The organism is Komagataeibacter europaeus, assembly GCF_002173515.1.
Classification (GTDB): Bacteria; Pseudomonadota; Alphaproteobacteria; order Acetobacterales; family Acetobacteraceae; genus Komagataeibacter; species Komagataeibacter europaeus.
Genome location: NZ_CP021467.1, coordinates 1,049,677 through 1,064,622, shown reverse-complemented (window position 1 = coordinate 1,064,622; position 14,946 = coordinate 1,049,677). Strand labels below are relative to the sequence as shown.

The 14,946-nt window shown below is 64.5% G+C and carries 17 protein-coding genes and 1 tRNA gene; 3 read left to right on the top strand and 15 right to left on the bottom strand.

The window, feature by feature from the left end; genetic code table 11:
• Nucleotides 1-128: 128 nt before the first annotated feature.
• Genes S101446_RS04810 through S101446_RS04800 form a run of 3 tightly spaced genes read right to left on the bottom strand, consistent with a single transcriptional unit; the run spans nucleotide 129 to nucleotide 3,630 of the window.
• The gene (locus tag S101446_RS04810) at nucleotides 129-1,283 is read right to left on the bottom strand and encodes a helix-turn-helix domain-containing protein (protein WP_019091100.1); all 1,155 of its coding nucleotides are present in this window, start codon (nucleotides 1,281-1,283) and stop codon (nucleotides 129-131) included.
• Nucleotides 1,280-2,380: an NAD(P)H-dependent flavin oxidoreductase gene (locus S101446_RS04805; RefSeq protein ID WP_048850739.1), complete on the bottom strand. Its 1,101-nt coding sequence runs from the start codon at nucleotides 2,378-2,380 to the stop codon at nucleotides 1,280-1,282. Before S101446_RS04805 ends, S101446_RS04810 begins: the two co-directional genes overlap by 4 nt.
• A complete protein-coding gene (locus S101446_RS04800; RefSeq protein WP_048850741.1) occupies nucleotides 2,377-3,630 on the bottom strand; it encodes an aspartate kinase in 1,254 nt (417 codons plus the stop codon). The genes S101446_RS04805 and S101446_RS04800 overlap by 4 nt, the downstream gene beginning before the upstream one ends.
• Before the next feature lie 157 nt (nucleotides 3,631-3,787).
• Here S101446_RS04800 and ubiG point away from each other — a divergent pair, with 157 nt between their 5' ends.
• Entirely contained in the window at nucleotides 3,788-4,537 is a 750-nt protein-coding gene (ubiG, locus tag S101446_RS04795) for a bifunctional 2-polyprenyl-6-hydroxyphenol methylase/3-demethylubiquinol 3-O-methyltransferase UbiG (RefSeq protein ID WP_087607786.1), read from the top strand.
• A gap of 31 nt (nucleotides 4,538-4,568) precedes the next feature.
• Here ubiG and S101446_RS04790 read toward each other — a convergent pair whose 3' ends face one another.
• The 5 genes from S101446_RS04790 to S101446_RS04770 form a co-directional block, all read right to left on the bottom strand.
• Nucleotides 4,569-5,798 carry a lactonase family protein gene (locus S101446_RS04790; RefSeq protein WP_087607785.1) on the bottom strand — a complete coding sequence of 410 codons (1,230 nt, stop codon included), beginning with the start codon at nucleotides 5,796-5,798 and terminating at the stop codon, nucleotides 4,569-4,571.
• Between the two features lie 46 nt (nucleotides 5,799-5,844).
• The gene (locus S101446_RS04785; protein WP_026019640.1) at nucleotides 5,845-6,369 is read right to left on the bottom strand and encodes a DUF2147 domain-containing protein; all 525 of its coding nucleotides are present in this window, start codon (nucleotides 6,367-6,369) and stop codon (nucleotides 5,845-5,847) included.
• Between the two features lie 68 nt (nucleotides 6,370-6,437).
• Nucleotides 6,438-6,896 carry a DUF1178 family protein gene (locus tag S101446_RS04780; protein WP_010507878.1) on the bottom strand — a complete coding sequence of 153 codons (459 nt, stop codon included), beginning with the start codon at nucleotides 6,894-6,896 and terminating at the stop codon, nucleotides 6,438-6,440.
• Between the two features lie 26 nt (nucleotides 6,897-6,922).
• Nucleotides 6,923-7,183 carry a glutaredoxin 3 gene (gene grxC, locus S101446_RS04775; protein ID WP_010507879.1) on the bottom strand — a complete coding sequence of 87 codons (261 nt, stop codon included), beginning with the start codon at nucleotides 7,181-7,183 and terminating at the stop codon, nucleotides 6,923-6,925.
• A gap of 70 nt (nucleotides 7,184-7,253) precedes the next feature.
• Nucleotides 7,254-8,018, bottom strand: coding sequence for a ComF family protein (locus tag S101446_RS04770; RefSeq protein ID WP_087607784.1), 765 nt, complete (start codon nucleotides 8,016-8,018; stop codon nucleotides 7,254-7,256).
• Between S101446_RS04770 and S101446_RS04765 the strand changes: the two genes are divergently transcribed.
• A complete protein-coding gene (locus tag S101446_RS04765; protein WP_087607783.1) occupies nucleotides 8,017-8,937 on the top strand; it encodes a methyltransferase domain-containing protein in 921 nt (306 codons plus the stop codon). The genes S101446_RS04770 and S101446_RS04765 overlap by 2 nt on opposite strands.
• A 14-nt stretch (nucleotides 8,938-8,951) precedes the next feature.
• On the opposite strand, the gene moaA is transcribed toward S101446_RS04765, so the two are convergent.
• From moaA to S101446_RS04740, 5 genes are all read right to left on the bottom strand, one after another.
• Nucleotides 8,952-9,983 carry a GTP 3',8-cyclase MoaA gene (gene moaA, locus S101446_RS04760; RefSeq protein WP_087607782.1) on the bottom strand — a complete coding sequence of 344 codons (1,032 nt, stop codon included), beginning with the start codon at nucleotides 9,981-9,983 and terminating at the stop codon, nucleotides 8,952-8,954.
• Between the two features lie 12 nt (nucleotides 9,984-9,995).
• Nucleotides 9,996-10,217: a DUF3553 domain-containing protein gene (locus S101446_RS04755; protein ID WP_010507884.1), complete on the bottom strand. Its 222-nt coding sequence runs from the start codon at nucleotides 10,215-10,217 to the stop codon at nucleotides 9,996-9,998.
• A gap of 133 nt (nucleotides 10,218-10,350) precedes the next feature.
• Complete coding sequence (gene pgmG, locus S101446_RS04750; RefSeq protein WP_087607781.1) at nucleotides 10,351-11,760, bottom strand: phosphoglucomutase/phosphomannomutase PgmG; 1,410 nt, start codon at nucleotides 11,758-11,760, stop codon at nucleotides 10,351-10,353.
• Nucleotides 11,757-12,626 (bottom strand): UTP--glucose-1-phosphate uridylyltransferase GalU, encoded by an 870-nt coding sequence (gene galU / locus S101446_RS04745; RefSeq protein WP_019084882.1) that lies wholly within the window; start codon nucleotides 12,624-12,626, stop codon nucleotides 11,757-11,759. The genes pgmG and galU overlap by 4 nt, the downstream gene beginning before the upstream one ends.
• Nucleotides 12,627-13,072: 446 nt before the next feature.
• Nucleotides 13,073-13,158 (bottom strand) — tRNA-Leu (locus S101446_RS04740).
• A 60-nt stretch (nucleotides 13,159-13,218) separates the two neighbouring features.
• On the opposite strand from S101446_RS04740, the gene lipB reads away from it, so the two are divergent.
• Complete coding sequence (gene lipB, locus S101446_RS04735) at nucleotides 13,219-13,911, top strand: lipoyl(octanoyl) transferase LipB (protein ID WP_010507887.1); 693 nt, start codon at nucleotides 13,219-13,221, stop codon at nucleotides 13,909-13,911.
• Nucleotides 13,912-13,932: 21 nt separating this feature from the next.
• On the opposite strand, the gene S101446_RS04730 is transcribed toward lipB, so the two are convergent.
• The gene (locus tag S101446_RS04730) at nucleotides 13,933-14,559 is read right to left on the bottom strand and encodes a LolA family protein (RefSeq protein WP_019084883.1); all 627 of its coding nucleotides are present in this window, start codon (nucleotides 14,557-14,559) and stop codon (nucleotides 13,933-13,935) included.
• Nucleotides 14,556-14,870: a BolA family protein gene (locus S101446_RS04725; RefSeq protein WP_010507889.1), complete on the bottom strand. Its 315-nt coding sequence runs from the start codon at nucleotides 14,868-14,870 to the stop codon at nucleotides 14,556-14,558. Before S101446_RS04725 ends, S101446_RS04730 begins: the two co-directional genes overlap by 4 nt.
• Nucleotides 14,871-14,946: the final 76 nt, after the last annotated feature.

Genomic DNA, 14,946 nt, shown 5'->3' with positions numbered 1-14,946 from the left:
ATGTGCCCTCCAGATAAGGCGGCGGTTTGTGCTCCGGCCCGCCGTGGCGGGGCGGCACGACCCGGGGATCTGTTACATGCCGGTTTCCGGCATGGTGACCATCAGGGGACCATGCCGTGGAGACCATTCTACTCCGGATTGATGTGCTGCGGGAGGGGCGGAGAAAGATTATTGCCACTTCCCGTCACGGGTGTTGCGCCAACGGCCGATGAATCGGTCATAGGCGAAGGTGCCGGTGGGTGAATGGCGGGCGCGGGGGCGGCATGCATGACCGACCCGTCCGCCACTGCTGCGGGGCTGAGGGGGATGTTGTGCCGGACTTCCCCGTTACGGCCCAGCGGTGGCGTCGTGACGCCACCGGCCACAAGTGTCAGGCCGCCCGCATTGCCGACCGTCAGCACGAGGCCGGACTGATCCTGCGGCGTCTGCCATGTCTCGCCGGGCTGCATCGTATGGTCATACAGCACGGGCCCACCGGGCTTGCGCACCTGCACCCACGTCATGGCGGTCGCGTTCAGGGTCACGCTGTCCGCCGGGGTGGCGGGCTGTGCGGCCGCCGCGGCCTGCTGGGCCAGCACGTTACGGTCCTCGCCCATTTTTTCCAGCGGCTGCATGGGGGTGGCCGGCGCGGGTGGTTCGCCCGGTGCGGCCTGTGGCATGGGCACGGATGACGGCGTGCCGGTCAGGGCGTCACGTTCCTGCTGGGGGAGCGGCTGCGGCGGCGGTTCGGGCCGTTCCTCGGCCGGGGGCAGGACGGACGCCACCTGCGGCGATGCGGTGGAGGAGGAGGACAGTCCTGGCAGCGTCAGCTTGGCGGGTATGTCATGACCCAGGCCATCCGTGCCGGTCAGCTTGTACCAGCCGATATAGGCCACCACCAGGATCACGATGCCGCACAGCAGCAGCACCCCGGTCGGCAGCCCGCGTTCGGGCAGCGGCATGGGAAAGGACAGTTCGGACCGACGGGTGAACGCGCCACGGCTTTCGACCTTGAAGCGTTCAACCAGCTGTTCGGCTTCCAGGTCCAGCGCCTTGGCATAGGTGCGCAGGAAGCCCACGGCATAGGCCCCGCCGGGCAGTTCGCCCGGGTGGCCCGCCTCCAGCGCCTCAAGGTATGGCAGGCGGATGCGCAGCCATGCTGCGACATCGGGCAGCTTCCACCCCAGTTCCTCGCGCCGCGCACGCAATATGTCCCCTACCGATGCGATGGGCGTCGTGCCGGGTGCCGGGGCTGTCGTACCCTGTGCGGGTCTGGGGCGGAAATTGCGTTTGCCGTCGCTCATCCGTAGCGGGCCCTCTCATCCTGACGGATCAGGGCATCAATGGCCTGATCGACCAGTTGCTTGATAATCTCACCGACCGGCTGCTCGCCCGTGATCATGCCGACCGACTGTCCCGCCATGACGGAACCGTTTTCGACATCACCATCCACCACGGCACGGCGCAATGCACCAGCCCAGAAATGTTCGATGTCCAGTTGGGCGGCTTCCTTGGTCAGTTCGCCAGACTGGAAACGGCGCAGCGTTTCCGCCTGGTGCTGCACGAAACGGCGCGTGCCCGCGTTGTTCAGCCCGCGTACCGGAATGACCGGGAAGCGTTCATCAAGCTGGACGGACGTTACCGCGTCGCGCGCATTGGCGCGGATGAAGGCCTTCTTGAAATTTTCATGCGCGATGCTTTCCCGCGACGCGGCAAAGCGGGTGCCAAGCTGTGCGCCCGACGCCCCCTGTTCAAGGTAGGACAGGATGGCGTCGCCCCGTCCCAGGCCGCCCGCGACAAAGACCGGCACGTCATGGACATGCGGCAGGATTTCCTGCGCCAGAACGGTCAGCGATACCGGGCCGACATGCCCGCCCGCTTCCGATCCCTCGATCACCAGCGCGTCCACGCCAAGACGCATGAGGCGCTTGGCCAGCACCAGCGCCGGTGCAAAGGCGATGACCTTCGCCCCGCCTTCCTTGATGGCGCGGATCACCGGGCCGGAAGGGATGCCACCGGCCAGCACGACATGGGTGATGCCCGCGTCAAGACATACGCGCACGAGTTCATCAAGCTGCGGGTGCATGGTGATCAGGTTGACGCCGAACGGGCGGGAGGTCAGCGCCTGTGTCGCCGCGATTTCCTCGGCCAGGCGCGCGGGTTCCATCGCGCCACAGGCCAGTACGCCAAAGCCGCCGGCGTTGGAAATGGCGGAAACCAGGTTCCGTTCGCTGACCCATGACATCGCACCCGCCAGCAGCGCGTATTCGCTGCCCAGGAAGCGCGTGCCGCGTCCCCACAGATGGTCAAGGCGCGCGCGGGCTTCCGCCCGGCGCGCGGGGTCCGTCAGGGCGGACGGGGCGGCGGGTGTGGCGGTGTCCGGCATCGTGGCCGCGCTCACGATGCGTCAAGGCCGTAGGCGGTGTGCAGGGCGCGCACCGCCAGTTCGGTGTATTCGGATGCGATCAGCACCGAAACCTTGATCTCGCTGGTGGAAATGACCTGCACGTTGATGTTGCGTTCGGCCAGCGTGCGGAACATCGTGCTGGCGACGCCGGCATGCGAACGCATGCCCACGCCCACGACGCTGATCTTCACCACGTCGTCATCGGTCTGCAGTTCCGTGTACTGGGTGGCGTCGCGGTGGCTTTCCAGCACGGAAATGGCGCGCGCCAGATCGGTCTTGCCGATCGTGAACGTCATGTTGGTCGTTCCGTCGTCGCCGGTGCTCTGGACAATCATGTCCACGTTCACGTTGGCATCCGCCAGCGGGCCGAACACCGCCGCCGCGATGCCCGGGCGATCGGGAAGCTGGCGGACGGAAATCTTTGCCTCGTCCCGGGAGTAGGCAATTCCGGCGACCTGTTCCTGTTCCACGATTTCGTCCTCATCCACGACTAATGAACCGGGCAGATGCCCTTCCGATGGTGCCGGACCATCGGTGAAACTGGACAGCACCTGCACACGCACGCGCTCCTTCATCGCCAGTTCCACGCTGCGGGTCTGCAGCACCTTGGCCCCTACGGACGCCAGTTCAAGCATTTCCTCATAGGTAATCTTGTCCAGCTTCCGTGCCTTGGTAACAATACGGGGGTCCGTTGTATAGATTCCGTCCACGTCGGTATAGATATCGCACCGGTCGGCCTTCAGCGCCGCGGCCAGCGCCACGGCCGAGGTATCGGACCCCCCGCGTCCCAGCGTGGTGATGCGCCCGTCCGGGCCGACCCCCTGGAAGCCGGCCACGACCGGCACCTGTCCCGCCTGCATGCTGTCGATCAGGTTCGCGCCGTCTATGGACACGATGCGCGCCTTGCCATGCGCGTCATCCGTGCGCAGCGGGATCTGCCAGCCCAGCCAGGACCGGGCATTGACCCCAAGGTTCTGGAGCGCGATGGCCAGCAGGCCGCTGGTGACCTGTTCACCCGTTGCAACGACGGTGTCGTATTCACGTTCATCATGCTGGGGCGAGAGATCGCGGCAATAGCCGACAAGGCGGTTGGTCACGCCAGACATGGCGGAGACGACAACGGCAACCTCGCACCCGGCCTCGACCTGTTTCCGGACTTTTTCCGCGACGGCACGAATCCGGTCAAGATCGGCGACGGACGTGCCGCCGAATTTCATCACGATCCGCGGTACGGTAGGGGACATCGGAATAGTGGCTCCATTATGGCTCGGGCTTCAGCATATCCGGAGTGGGGGCCTGTTGGCCAATCCGGGGCATTGCGGTTATGCGCAAGCCGCGTCACATACATCTCCCCAGCTTCCGCGTCCAGCGGGAGAAAGCCAAATGAAAGGCGGTGCACCTATGCAGCATCACGATTCGCCCGTTCTGTCGGCAGATTCCGTCGCCCCCGAGGAGATCGCCCATTTCAGCGATTTGGCCACCCGGTGGTGGGATCCGGCCGGCCCGATGCGCCCCCTGCACGCCATGAACGACCTGCGCACCGGCTGGGCCATGCGCCACCTGCCCGCGCCACAGGCGGATGATGGCGCGCGCCGCACACTGCTGGACATTGGCTGTGGCGCGGGACTGGCCAGCGAAGCCTTCGCCCGCGCCGGATTCGACGTGACCGGGCTGGATGCGTCGCAGGCGGCGATTACGGCGGCCAGGCTGCACATGCGCCGCCATCCCCTGCCCCGGTCCGCAGGCCCGCTGTCCTACCGGTGCGGCAGTGCGGAAGAACTGGTGGCCGAAGGCGCGCGCTTTGACGCGATTTCAGCGCTGGAGGTGATCGAGCACGTAACCGACCCGGCCGCCTTCCTGCGCATGCTGGGCGGCATGCTGCGGCCGGGGGGAGCGATGGTGGTTTCGACCATGAACCGCACGTGGCGGTCCATGGCCATGGCCAAGATCGGGGCGGAATACGTCCTGCGCCTGCTGCCCGTGGGCACGCATGACTGGCGCAAGTTCATTACCCCGGCCGAAATGGGACGGTACGCGGCCCATGCGGGCCTGCGCATAACCGATATCGCGGGCATGGTGCCCGGCCTTGGCGGCTGGCGTGAAAGCCGCGACACGGCGGTAAATTATATCGTGGCGATGGTGCGCGACTGAGGACTGCCCTGTCGCGCACCACGGCCCGGCGTCAGATCGTGTTCATGAACGCGAATGTCGTCGGGCTGCCCACGGGGGTGAAGTTCCATGTGAAGTCCAGCACGCCGGTCTGGGCATTGACCTTGAACGAGGTGACGGAATCACTGCGCTGGTTGGCGCAGAACAGATATGTGCCGCTGGGATCGAACATCATCGCGCGGCCATAGTCGGCATGCATCCAGATTTCCTCGACCAGGTTCAGCGTGCCGTCATCATTCACATGGAAGCTGGCCAGCGAATCACCCAGCCGGTTCGACACGTACAGGTATTTGCCGTTGGGCGAGAGCAGGATGCCCGCCGCAAGCGTACTGCCCCGGAAATGCGGGGTGACGGTGCTGACGGTCTGCTGGGGCACGATTTCGCCGGTCTGGGGGTTGAAAGTGGCGGCAACCACTTTCGAATCCTGTTCACCCAGAATGTAGATCATCGTCCCCTTCTCGTTGAAGGAGAAGTGGCGCGGGGCTGATCCCGGCGTCATGGAAATGAACGGTGTCTTGGCGGGGACCAGCCGGCCTGTATGCAGGTCCAGCGTCCACACATACACCCGGTCCAGTCCGGCGTCGCAGGCCAGCACGTAATGGCCGGACGGGTCGGACGCCACCATGTGGACATGCGCGCTGGAATGATCACTTATGGCGAAATTGCCCGGCGGGTTGTCCGCCGCGCGGTCGGGCATGCGCGGGCCGGTGTCATGCACCACGTCGGTCGGGTCGCCCAGGCCGCCATCGGGGTGAATGGGCAGGACGCCGACCGTGCCGCCCATGTAATTGGCCACCAGCACGTATTTGCCCGATGCATGCACGCTGAGATGCGCGGGCACGGCCCCGCCAGAGCGCACGACGTTGAGCTTGGTCAGTTCGCCGCTGGAACGGTTGACGGAAAACGCCGTGACGCAGCCTTCGCCATTGGCGTTGAAGTCGTTGATTTCGCTCAGGGCATACAGGTGCTTGAAATCGGCAGACATGGCCATGAAGGACGGGCTTGCGATATCCACATAGGTCATGAGCGGCGAAAGGCTGCTGGTGTCGGGGTTCATTTCAAACACCGAAATGCCCTGCCCGTTGCCAGCGCCCCCCGGTGGTCCGTGCTGGGTATAGCCGCCAATATAGCAGATGGTGCGGGGCTTGGCGGCCGTCTGCGCCACGGCGCGGCGGGATATGGCGGGCACGCCTGCGGCAGCCAGTGCGGTGGCGAATGCACGGCGGGAGATATTGCAGCTCATGGAATAACGATCATCCCCATTGGTTGAGACTTGTTTTCTGGGGCCTTCAGGGCAGTTTGCACGCCGGGCCGATCGTGCCGGTATAGCGGCTCCACGTTTCGGTTTCACCAAATAAAGGCACGGCAACGAAACCGCGCAGCTTCAGGTCCCCCGACTGGGAGACCCACAGCTTGGCATGATAGACATGACCCGTATCGGGATCGGTCACGTGGCCGTTCCAGTGTCCCGTCTCCTTCGGGTCGGGTGTGAACCCGTTCAGCATCGGCAGGTTGCATTCGGGTTCGCCCCGCTTGTCGCGCGGCATTTCGGTTGTATAGCGTACCCCGGCCAGTTTCCCGCAGATCTCGTTCCCGCAGTGTGAAATCTCGAACACGCCATCATGGTCCTTGGTCATCCACCGGCCGATGATGTCCGGCTCCGCTTCCGCGGCGCGGGCGGATGGCAGGCTGCCGGTCCCGACCGCCACCGCGCATAAGGCAGCCATGGCGGCCGTCGCCAGCCTGTGCCTGATGCGCCCGCCCGCCCGGTGCCCGGCGTGGCGCGTACCATTGTGGCTGTTGCTGTCGTGCATTTCCAATCGTTCCCCCACATGGCGCGTGACGCGGCGGTGTATGCGTGCCGCGCGCTTGCGTGTTCCCTCTAGCTGTCGGCCCGGCGGACCCACGGGATGGCGTGCACGTCCACCCCTTCTTCATCCAGTTCGGCCTGCTCCTGTGGCGTCATGCTGCCATAGATGCCGCGTGCCGCGCTCCTGCCCCGGTGCATGTCCAGGGCTTCCCTGGCAAAGCGGTCCCCCACGTCGTCGCAGTGCTCCTCCACCGTCTGGCGTATTTTCTGTAACAGAGCGATCATGGCGTCGGGCACTCCCCCAGACGCATGGCCGGGTGGCGTGGCCGCGGGTTGCGGTGCTGCGTCCCCGGCCTGCTGGGGGCCTGCGGTATGAACCGCTGGCGCCATCAGCGCACGGGTGACATCCGCCGACCCGCATTGCGGACAGGACAGCAGGCCGCGCGTGGCCTGCTGTTCGAACGCAGTGCTGCCGGGAAACCATCCTTCAAATTCATGGCCTGCGCTACAGCGTAGCTGGTACCGGATCATGCCCTCTCCGTCCGTGGTGTGCCGTGTCAGCCCTTGCCCAGAAGGGTATCGAGTTTGCCCGCCCGTTCCAGCGCCATCAGGTCATCACAGCCGCCAATGGGCGTATTGTCGATGAATATCTGGGGCACGGTGGTGCGTCCGCCCGACCGGCGGATCGATTCCGCGCGTTCGGGCGTGCCATGCGGGGCATTGATTTCGTTGAAGGGCACGCCCTTGTGCGCCAGCAGGCGGACTGCGTGGATGCAATATGGGCAGCCCGGCTGGGTATAGATGTCAATAGACGGCATTGAACCTTCACTTGGTTTGTTATGTATCCACCGCCATGCTGGCGGAACGGGTCTGGATTTCCAGCTTATCCTATTGTTGTTCATGCTGGCCACAGGCACGCGCGGCGGCGAGTACGTCAACCCGTGCGGCCCCTGCCCGCAACAGGCTGCTGGCGCAGGCCGCAAGTGTGGCGCCCGTGGTCATGACATCATCCACCACAATGACATGCCGGCCCGCAATGTCACCCAGCCGGTGGCCGCGCACGCCGATCACCCCCTGCATGATGGCCTGCCTGCGTGTCCTGCCCTGTCCCTTCAGCGCGGGCGTGGCCCGCAGGCGTTCAAGCCCATCAGGCAGGACGCTGGCCCCGGTCTGCCGTGCCAGTGCGCATGCCAGCAGTGCCGCCTGGTTGTACCGCCGGGTAAACAGGCGCACCCGATGCAGGGGAACCGGTATGAAAATGCTGTCCTTTTCCACCAGTCCCCGGGCTGCTGCCGCCATGTAACGCGCCAGCAGCGTCGCGTTTTCCGTCCGGTCCGCATATTTCAGCGGCAGGATCAATTGACGCGGCAGGTCGTCATACACCATCGCCGCCCGCCCCTCGCGCCATGGTGGTGGATTTTCGGCGCATGCGGTGCAGGTCAGCGTGGCCCCGCCAGCCGCGCGGGAGGGAAATGGCAGGGCGCAGCGATGGCAGTAGGGTGACGTGATCAGGTGCAACTGGCTGACGCATGTCGCGCATAACAGGCCCGCCTGCATGACATCGGCCCCGCAGGCCAGGCAGTGTGGCGGAAACAGCGTATCCAGCATGCGGGTACCGGCCCGTCGCCACCAGGGGGGTGCATGATGGTTCATGCGTTCACGTGATCGTGGGCTTGGCAGCGGCGGGGCAAGGCGGCACATCGGGGGTATGAGCATGGATGTGCCGCAGATATTTGACCGCCACGCCGTGCGCCTGCACCGCGACCGTGCGGCCGCCACGGTGGGCCATGTCCGGCCGGTGCTGGCGGAAGCGGCGGACCGCCTGCTGGACCGGCTGGATGATGTCACCCGTCCCTTTCACGCAGGCCTGGATATTGGCGGGCGTGGTGTCGTGGCGCAGGCGCTGCGTGCCCGTGGCATCGCAACCGTGACGACCGACCTGTCGCCATCCATGTGCGCGGCGGATGCGGGACCGGCAGTGTGCATGGATGCGGAATGGCTGCCCTTCGCGCCCCACAGCTTCGACCTTGTGGTGGCCTGCCTGTCGCTGCACTGGGTCAATGACCTGCCGGGCGTGCTGGCGCAGATACGCCGCATACTGGCCCCCGACGGGCTGTTTCTGGCCTGCATGCCGGTGCTGCCCACGCTGGGTGGCCTGCGCCATGCGTTGATGGAGGCTGAAACGATGCTGCGTGGCGGGGTTTCGCCACGGATCTCCCCCTTTCCGGGGCTGCGGGACTGCGCGGGCCTGCTGCAGCGCGCGGGGTTTGCGCTGCCGGTGGCGGATGCGGATGTGATCCACCTGTCCTATCGCACGCCCATGGGCCTGCTGACCGATCTGCGTAACGCCGGGGAGACAAATGCCCTGCGCGCGCGGGCGCGAGGACTGACCCATCCGGCACTGATCGCTGATGCGCTGGGGCGCCTGCCCGTGGGCGCGGACGGCAGTATGGAACAGGACCTGCATGTGGCGATGATGACAGGCTGGTCCCCTGCCCCAACCCAGCCGCAACCCCTGCGACCGGGACAGTTCAGCGTAAGTCTGGAGGATGCGCTGCGCGGGACGCCGTAACATGCATGCGACCTTCAGCCGCCGGTAACGCTCATGTGGCGGGTGACCCGGGCGGGGTCATCGGCATTGCGGCCGATCAGGAAGTCATGCCCGCGTGGCTTGCGCAGGATGGCGGCGCGGACATGGTCCATCATCTGCACATCATCCGCCCCGGCACGCAATGGCGCGCGCAGGTCGGTCGAGCCTTCATGCCCGAGGCAGGTATAAAGCCGCCCGGTACACGACAGCCGGACCCGGTTGCAGCTTTCGCAGAAATTATGGGTCATGGGGGTTATGAAACCGATCCTGCGCCCGGTTTCGGCAATGCGGGCATAACGCGCGGGACCGCCAGTGCGATAGGTCAGCGGTTCCAGCGTCCAGCGCTGCTGCAGGTCGCGGCGTACATCCGACAGGGGCAGGTAATGGTCGGTCCGGTCCTCGCCGGTTTCCCCCATGGGCATGGTCTCGATCAGGCACAGATCCGCGCCGATTTCGCCGCACCATGCGATCAGGGTATCGAATTCATCCGCGTTCACGCCCGCCATGGCCACGGTGTTGATGCGTATGTCCAGTCCCGCCTCCCGCGCGGCACGGATGCCGTCCAGCGTGCGGGCAAGGTTGCCACGCCGGGTAATGCGCCTGAAGCGGCCAGGATCGAGTGAATCAAGGCTGACATTGACCCGCCGCACGCCACAGGCGCGCAGGCCATCGGCAAATTCCGCAAGTCGGCTGGCATTGGTGGTCAGGGTCAGTTCATCCAGTCCGGCCTGCTGGTCCGGGCGGTTCAGCCACCCGCCCATTTCCCGGAAGAAATCCATGACATCGCGCCGCACCAGCGGCTCCCCCCCCGTCACGCGTAGCCTGCGCACGCCGTGGCGGATGAAGGAGGCGCACAGCCGGCCCAGTTCATCCAGCGACAGGATTTCCGCCTTGGGCAGGAAAGTCATGTCTTCGGACATGCAGTAGATGCAGCGCATGTCGCACCGGTCCGTCACCGATACGCGCAGGTAGGTCAGCAGGCGGCCATAGGAGTCCGGCAATGGGGCAGTCATCGGGGCGATGTTCATGCGGGCGATCCCTTACGACAGCACGGTCAGCTGCACGACCGTGGCATCGACCAGCACCTTGCCCGCATGGGGGAACATGACCGTAACCCGGTGCCCGATGGCGGACTGTACCTGCCCTTCGCCCCATTCCGGGTGATCGGGGTGGCTTACGAGTTGCCCCGGCACAAGAAATGAACGGAAGGGAGGAGTGGCCATTATATCGCGCGGTTCCTGCATGGGGATCATGACCGGCATATCGGACCGGTACGGGTCTTATTAAACCCCATGGCCCGGCATTCAACAAAAAAACCGCCTGCGCCCGCGTAGATCTATCCTGTCCATGCACCGTTTCGGGCAACATGAGAACGTTTCTGGTGAAGCTTTTTTATCAATGGGGCGTGGCGGGATCCGCATGGTCGGGCAGCGTCACGCCAGATTGTGCCAGTTGCGCAGACAGGGCCGCCTTCAGCCGGTCCAGCGCCGCCTGTGTCGCGCCCTCTGCCCGGGCGACAAGGACCGCCTGCGTATTGGAAGCCCGCAGCAGCCACCAGCCATCCGGTGTGCTGACACGCACGCCATCGATATCACAGACATCCGCCCCCGCCTGCGCCAGCCGGGTGGCGACTTCCGTAATCACGTCAAATTTGCGCGTATCGGGACAGGCGAAGCGCAGTTCCGGGGTGGAAACGGTAGCAGGCAGCGCGCGCCGCGCATCCGACAGGGAACCGTCGAGGCGGGAGATCACATCCAGCAGGCGGAGTGCTGCATAAAGCGCGTCGTCAAAACCATACCACCTGTCGGCAAAGAACAGGTGCCCCGACATCTCGCCCGCCAGCACCGCGCCGGTTTCGGCCATGCGCTCCTTCATCTGCGAATGGCCGGATTTCCACATGAGCGCCCGCCCACCCGCGCGGTCGATTTCATCAAACACCACCTGGCTGGTCTTGATGTCGGCAATGATGGTTGCCCCCGGCCGGGCGCGCAGCATATCACGGGCAAGGATGAGCAGAAGCTGGTCCGCCCACACGATCGCGCCCGTGTCATCCACCACGCCAAGGCGGTCCGCATCGCCATCAAAGGCAATGCCCAGGTCGGCCCCGTCCTGGCGGACGGCCGTTATCAGCTGTTGCAGGTTCGCAGGTATGGTGGGATCGGGATGATGGGCGGGAAACCGGCCGTCAATCGCGGCATTCAGCACGCGGTGGCGTCCCGGCAGGCGTTTGACCAGAAGCGACAGGACATCACCCGCGGCCCCGTTGCCGCAATCCCACACGACATTCAGCGCGCGGACATCATGATCGTGGTCCCGGAGCAGCCGGTCGATATAGGCGGCCCTGACATCCACCGTCCGCGTGGTGCCGGATGCCTGCGACACGACATTGCCCGTGGCGGCCATCTGCCCCAGCATCGCGATCTGCGCGCCAAAGAAAGGCCTGTTGGCCAGCACGATCTTGAATCCGTTCTGGTCCGGCGGGTTATGGCTGCCCGTGACCATGACCGCCCCGTCCGCATTCAGATCGGCGGAGGCGAAATACAGCATGGGCGTCGGTCCGCAGCCGATGCGCACCACGTCCATGCCGGACGCCATGGCCCCCTCCACCAGCGCACGCTCGAGGGCGGGAGACGAAAGGCGTCCGTCATATCCGACGACGACAGTCCTGCCGCCGTCACCGGCCACGACGCTTGCGAACGTGCGGCCGATGGCATAGGCGTCTTCAGGCCCCAGTGTCTTGCCGACCGTCCCGCGGATATCATATTCCCGCAGGCTGGTCGGATCAAAACGGTGCCGGAAGATCACTTGTACTTCGTCAGGAATTCACGCACGCCGGGAGCCAGTTCCTCACGCTCCAGCGCAAAGGCGATCTGGGCTTCCAGGAAGCCGATCTTGCTGCCGCAGTCGAAGCGCTTGCCTTCGTAGCGATAGCCGTGGAACGGCACGTGGCCAATGGTCTTGGCCATGGCGTCGGTCAGCTGCACTTCGCCGCCTGCGCCCTTTTCCAGCTTGGCCAGGTGCTTCAGCACGTCGGCGGTCAGCACGTAGCGACCGATCACGGACAGGGTGGACGGTGCGTCCTTCGGGTCGGGCTTTTCAACCAGGCCCTTGACCTCGACGGTCTTGCCGTCGTCCTTGCCAACATCGAGGATGCCATAGCTGCCGGTCTGCTCACGCGGAACTTCGGTCACGGCCAGTACGTTGCCGCCGGTCTTGTTGTAGACTTCAACCAGCTGGCCGATGCATGACTTCTTGCTCTGCACCACGTCATCGGGCAGCAGGATGGCGAACGGGTCGTTGCCAATGAACTCACGCGCGCACCAGATGGCGTGGCCAAGGCCCAGCGGTTCCTGCTGGCGGACGGACAGCATGGTGCCCGGGATGACGCGGGTTGCTTCCAGGGCCTTCAGTGCCGATGTCTTCTTGCGGGCCTTCAGCGTGTCTTCGAGTTCGTAGGAAATGTCGAAATAATCGATCAGGGAATCCTTGCCCCGGCTGGAAACGAGGCAGAATTCCTCGATCCCGGCTTCGCGTGCCTCGTCAATCGCATACTGGATCAGCGGACGGTCAACGACGGTCAGCATTTCCTTGGGCACGCACTTGGTGGCGGGCAGAAAGCGTGTTCCAAGGCCGGCAACCGGCAATACGGCTTTTTTAAGGGGCTTAATCACTAATATTTACCTCAAGATGCATGACAGGAACAGGCAAAACCGACCGGCCCACTGTTTACATGACGGAAACAGGCAAGCGGGCGTTGCCAGATGGCAATGATGTAGCGTGCTTTATCAGGACCAAACATGACTTAAATCACGATTCTGTCCTCACGGCAGTACACGCCACTGATACGACACGTTTTGTAACCACCCGTTGGGGGGTATCCGGTTACAACGCTGTCCATATCTCCTGAGGCTGATAGCGGCTTTTTGTGCGGAAATATTATGACTTTTTTATGACATGACCCGCATTGTTCCGTGCCATCCATGCATGGCATGCATGCATATGGAACATCCGTGCATCGGATCGCATTGCTCGCCCATGTCGAAACTGCATGGACATGGCGAGTGCCATTCTGCCCTGGCGGGGCAGGATTCGTTTTTTCATCAATTTTCAGGAAAACTGGTGCGGCCAAGAAGACTCGAACTTCCACGGGGTTGCCCCCACAAGCACCTCAAGCTTGCGCGTCTACCATTCCGCCATGGCCGCAACGTGACAACGATGATCGACTGGGCGATACCGTCATGACGATGAAGGGGCGTATAACCGATGGAAGGCGCGCGGGCAATGACTGAAAACGAGTTTTTATGGCACAGGGCGCCAAATCTGGTCCCCTACCCTGCCGCGCTGGCGGAAATGGAGGCCCAGGCACGTGGAATCCGCGCAGGCACGCTGCCCGAACGGGTGTGGCTGCTGGAACATCCGCCCACCTATACCGCCGGGACGTCGGCACGGGATTCGGACCTGTTCAACCCGCGTGGCTATCCCACCTACCCCGCCGGGCGTGGCGGGCAGTGGACCTATCATGGGCCGGGGCAGCGGGTTGCCTATGCCATGCTGGACCTGGCCCGGCCCCACGGCATGGCGCCCGCGCGCGACCTGCGCGCCTATGTTCACACGCTGGAAGAATGGATCATTCGCACGCTGCGGCATTTTGGTGTCGAGGGGGAACGCCGCGCGGACCGCATTGGCGTATGGGTGGTCGATCCCGCCACGGGACGCGAGGAAAAGGTCGCGGCCATTGGCGTGCGCGTCTCACGCTGGGTCAGCTGGCACGGGATCGCGATCAACGTTGCCCCGGATCTCAGTGATTTTGGCGGGATCGTGCCGTGTGGAATCAGTGAATACGGCGTCACCAGCCTGAAGAAGCTGGGCAAGGATGTCAGCATGGATGAAATTGACGCAGCCCTCGCGGCCACATGGCCGGAATGCTTCGGCCCGATTCCCGGTGCGCGGGGGTAGGCCCACGCGCCGGGTACACGCCTAGTTGTCGGCCGACAGGGTAAACATTGCGTCAGGCCATTTCTGGCCACTGACGGTGGTGCCCGTCAGATCAAGGCGGATATGCTGGCGTTCCACGTCCGTCATCTCGATCACCAGCAGCGACAGCTTTCCCGCGATATCGGAAAAGCCCAGGGTCAGGATTCCCTGTGATTCGCTGTCCCGCCGCGCCAGCGAAACCTGCAGGCTGTTCTGGCCGTGCTGCACCGCCGTGACCGAAATCAGTCCCGACAGGTGCACGGGCTGGTCCAGCAGCAGGCCAAGCGGCTGGTGGCCCAGTGACATGCGGGTGACCGATTCGCGGCGGTGGTCCACAAACAGCAGGTGCCCGTTTTCCGCGACCAGCTTCATCGACCCCGGTGTTTCGTAATCCAGCCGCAGGCGACCCGGATCATAATGCATCACGCCCTGGCCCTTCCCGCCATCGGGCCATGTCTGCACGAAATTGGCCTGCAACCCGTCCGAGGTATTGAGATAGGCCTCGACACGGGCGATGTCCGCCTGCTGGTCGGGCTGCTGCTGCACGGGAGTACCGGCGCAGGCGGCCAGCAGTGTCAGCAGGCCGCCCATCATCAGCCGCCGCGTGGCGAAGGGAAAGGCGGGCTTCATGCCGCGTCCATCCGCGCCTGCTCATCAGGCGTGCGCAGCACGAGCGACAGGGCATGCATGCCCCCCGCGAATTCCCCCGCCAGCAGGTCGTGCACCATGCGCGAACGCTGCACGCGGCCCACTCCCTCGAACGCGGGGCTGACAATCAGCACGTTATAATGGCTTTCGCCGGCCTGTACGCCGTTGTCCCGTACATGGACATGGTGGGCGTGGCGGGCGCTGTCATCGTGTATGCGCAGTTCCACGGGGGCGAGATGTTCGCGTATGATGCGTTCGATCCGTCCGGCCCGGCCGGTTGCTTGCTGTTCCATTGGCGGCTCCATGATAGCGGGATCATTCATTGCACAGCTTCGCTCTTGCACGAAGCATGAACAGGCGCACATAACG

Excerpts from the sequence above, each read along its gene's own strand:
- S101446_RS04785 (WP_026019640.1), bottom strand. The coding sequence starts at position 6,369 with ATGCACGACAGCAACAGCCACAATGGTACGCGCCACGCCGGGCACCGG.
- S101446_RS04780 (WP_010507878.1), bottom strand. The coding sequence starts at position 6,896 with ATGATCCGGTACCAGCTACGCTGTAGCGCAGGCCATGAATTTGAAGGA.
- grxC (WP_010507879.1), bottom strand. The coding sequence starts at position 7,183 with ATGCCGTCTATTGACATCTATACCCAGCCGGGCTGCCCATATTGCATC.
- S101446_RS04725 (WP_010507889.1), bottom strand. The coding sequence starts at position 14,870 with ATGGAACAGCAAGCAACCGGCCGGGCCGGACGGATCGAACGCATCATA.
- lipB (WP_010507887.1), top strand. The coding sequence starts at position 13,219 with ATGGAAGGCGCGCGGGCAATGACTGAAAACGAGTTTTTATGGCACAGG.
- S101446_RS04755 (WP_010507884.1), bottom strand. The coding sequence starts at position 10,217 with ATGCCGGTCATGATCCCCATGCAGGAACCGCGCGATATAATGGCCACT.
- S101446_RS04800 (WP_048850741.1), bottom strand. The coding sequence starts at position 3,630 with ATGTCCCCTACCGTACCGCGGATCGTGATGAAATTCGGCGGCACGTCC.
- S101446_RS04770 (WP_087607784.1), bottom strand. The coding sequence starts at position 8,018 with ATGAACCATCATGCACCCCCCTGGTGGCGACGGGCCGGTACCCGCATG.
- S101446_RS04790 (WP_087607785.1), bottom strand. The coding sequence starts at position 5,798 with ATGAGCTGCAATATCTCCCGCCGTGCATTCGCCACCGCACTGGCTGCC.
- ubiG (WP_087607786.1), top strand. The coding sequence starts at position 3,788 with ATGCAGCATCACGATTCGCCCGTTCTGTCGGCAGATTCCGTCGCCCCC.
- S101446_RS04730 (WP_019084883.1), bottom strand. The coding sequence starts at position 14,559 with ATGAAGCCCGCCTTTCCCTTCGCCACGCGGCGGCTGATGATGGGCGGC.
- S101446_RS04810 (WP_019091100.1), bottom strand. The coding sequence starts at position 1,283 with ATGAGCGACGGCAAACGCAATTTCCGCCCCAGACCCGCACAGGGTACG.
- moaA (WP_087607782.1), bottom strand. The coding sequence starts at position 9,983 with ATGAACATCGCCCCGATGACTGCCCCATTGCCGGACTCCTATGGCCGC.
- S101446_RS04765 (WP_087607783.1), top strand. The coding sequence starts at position 8,017 with ATGCGTTCACGTGATCGTGGGCTTGGCAGCGGCGGGGCAAGGCGGCAC.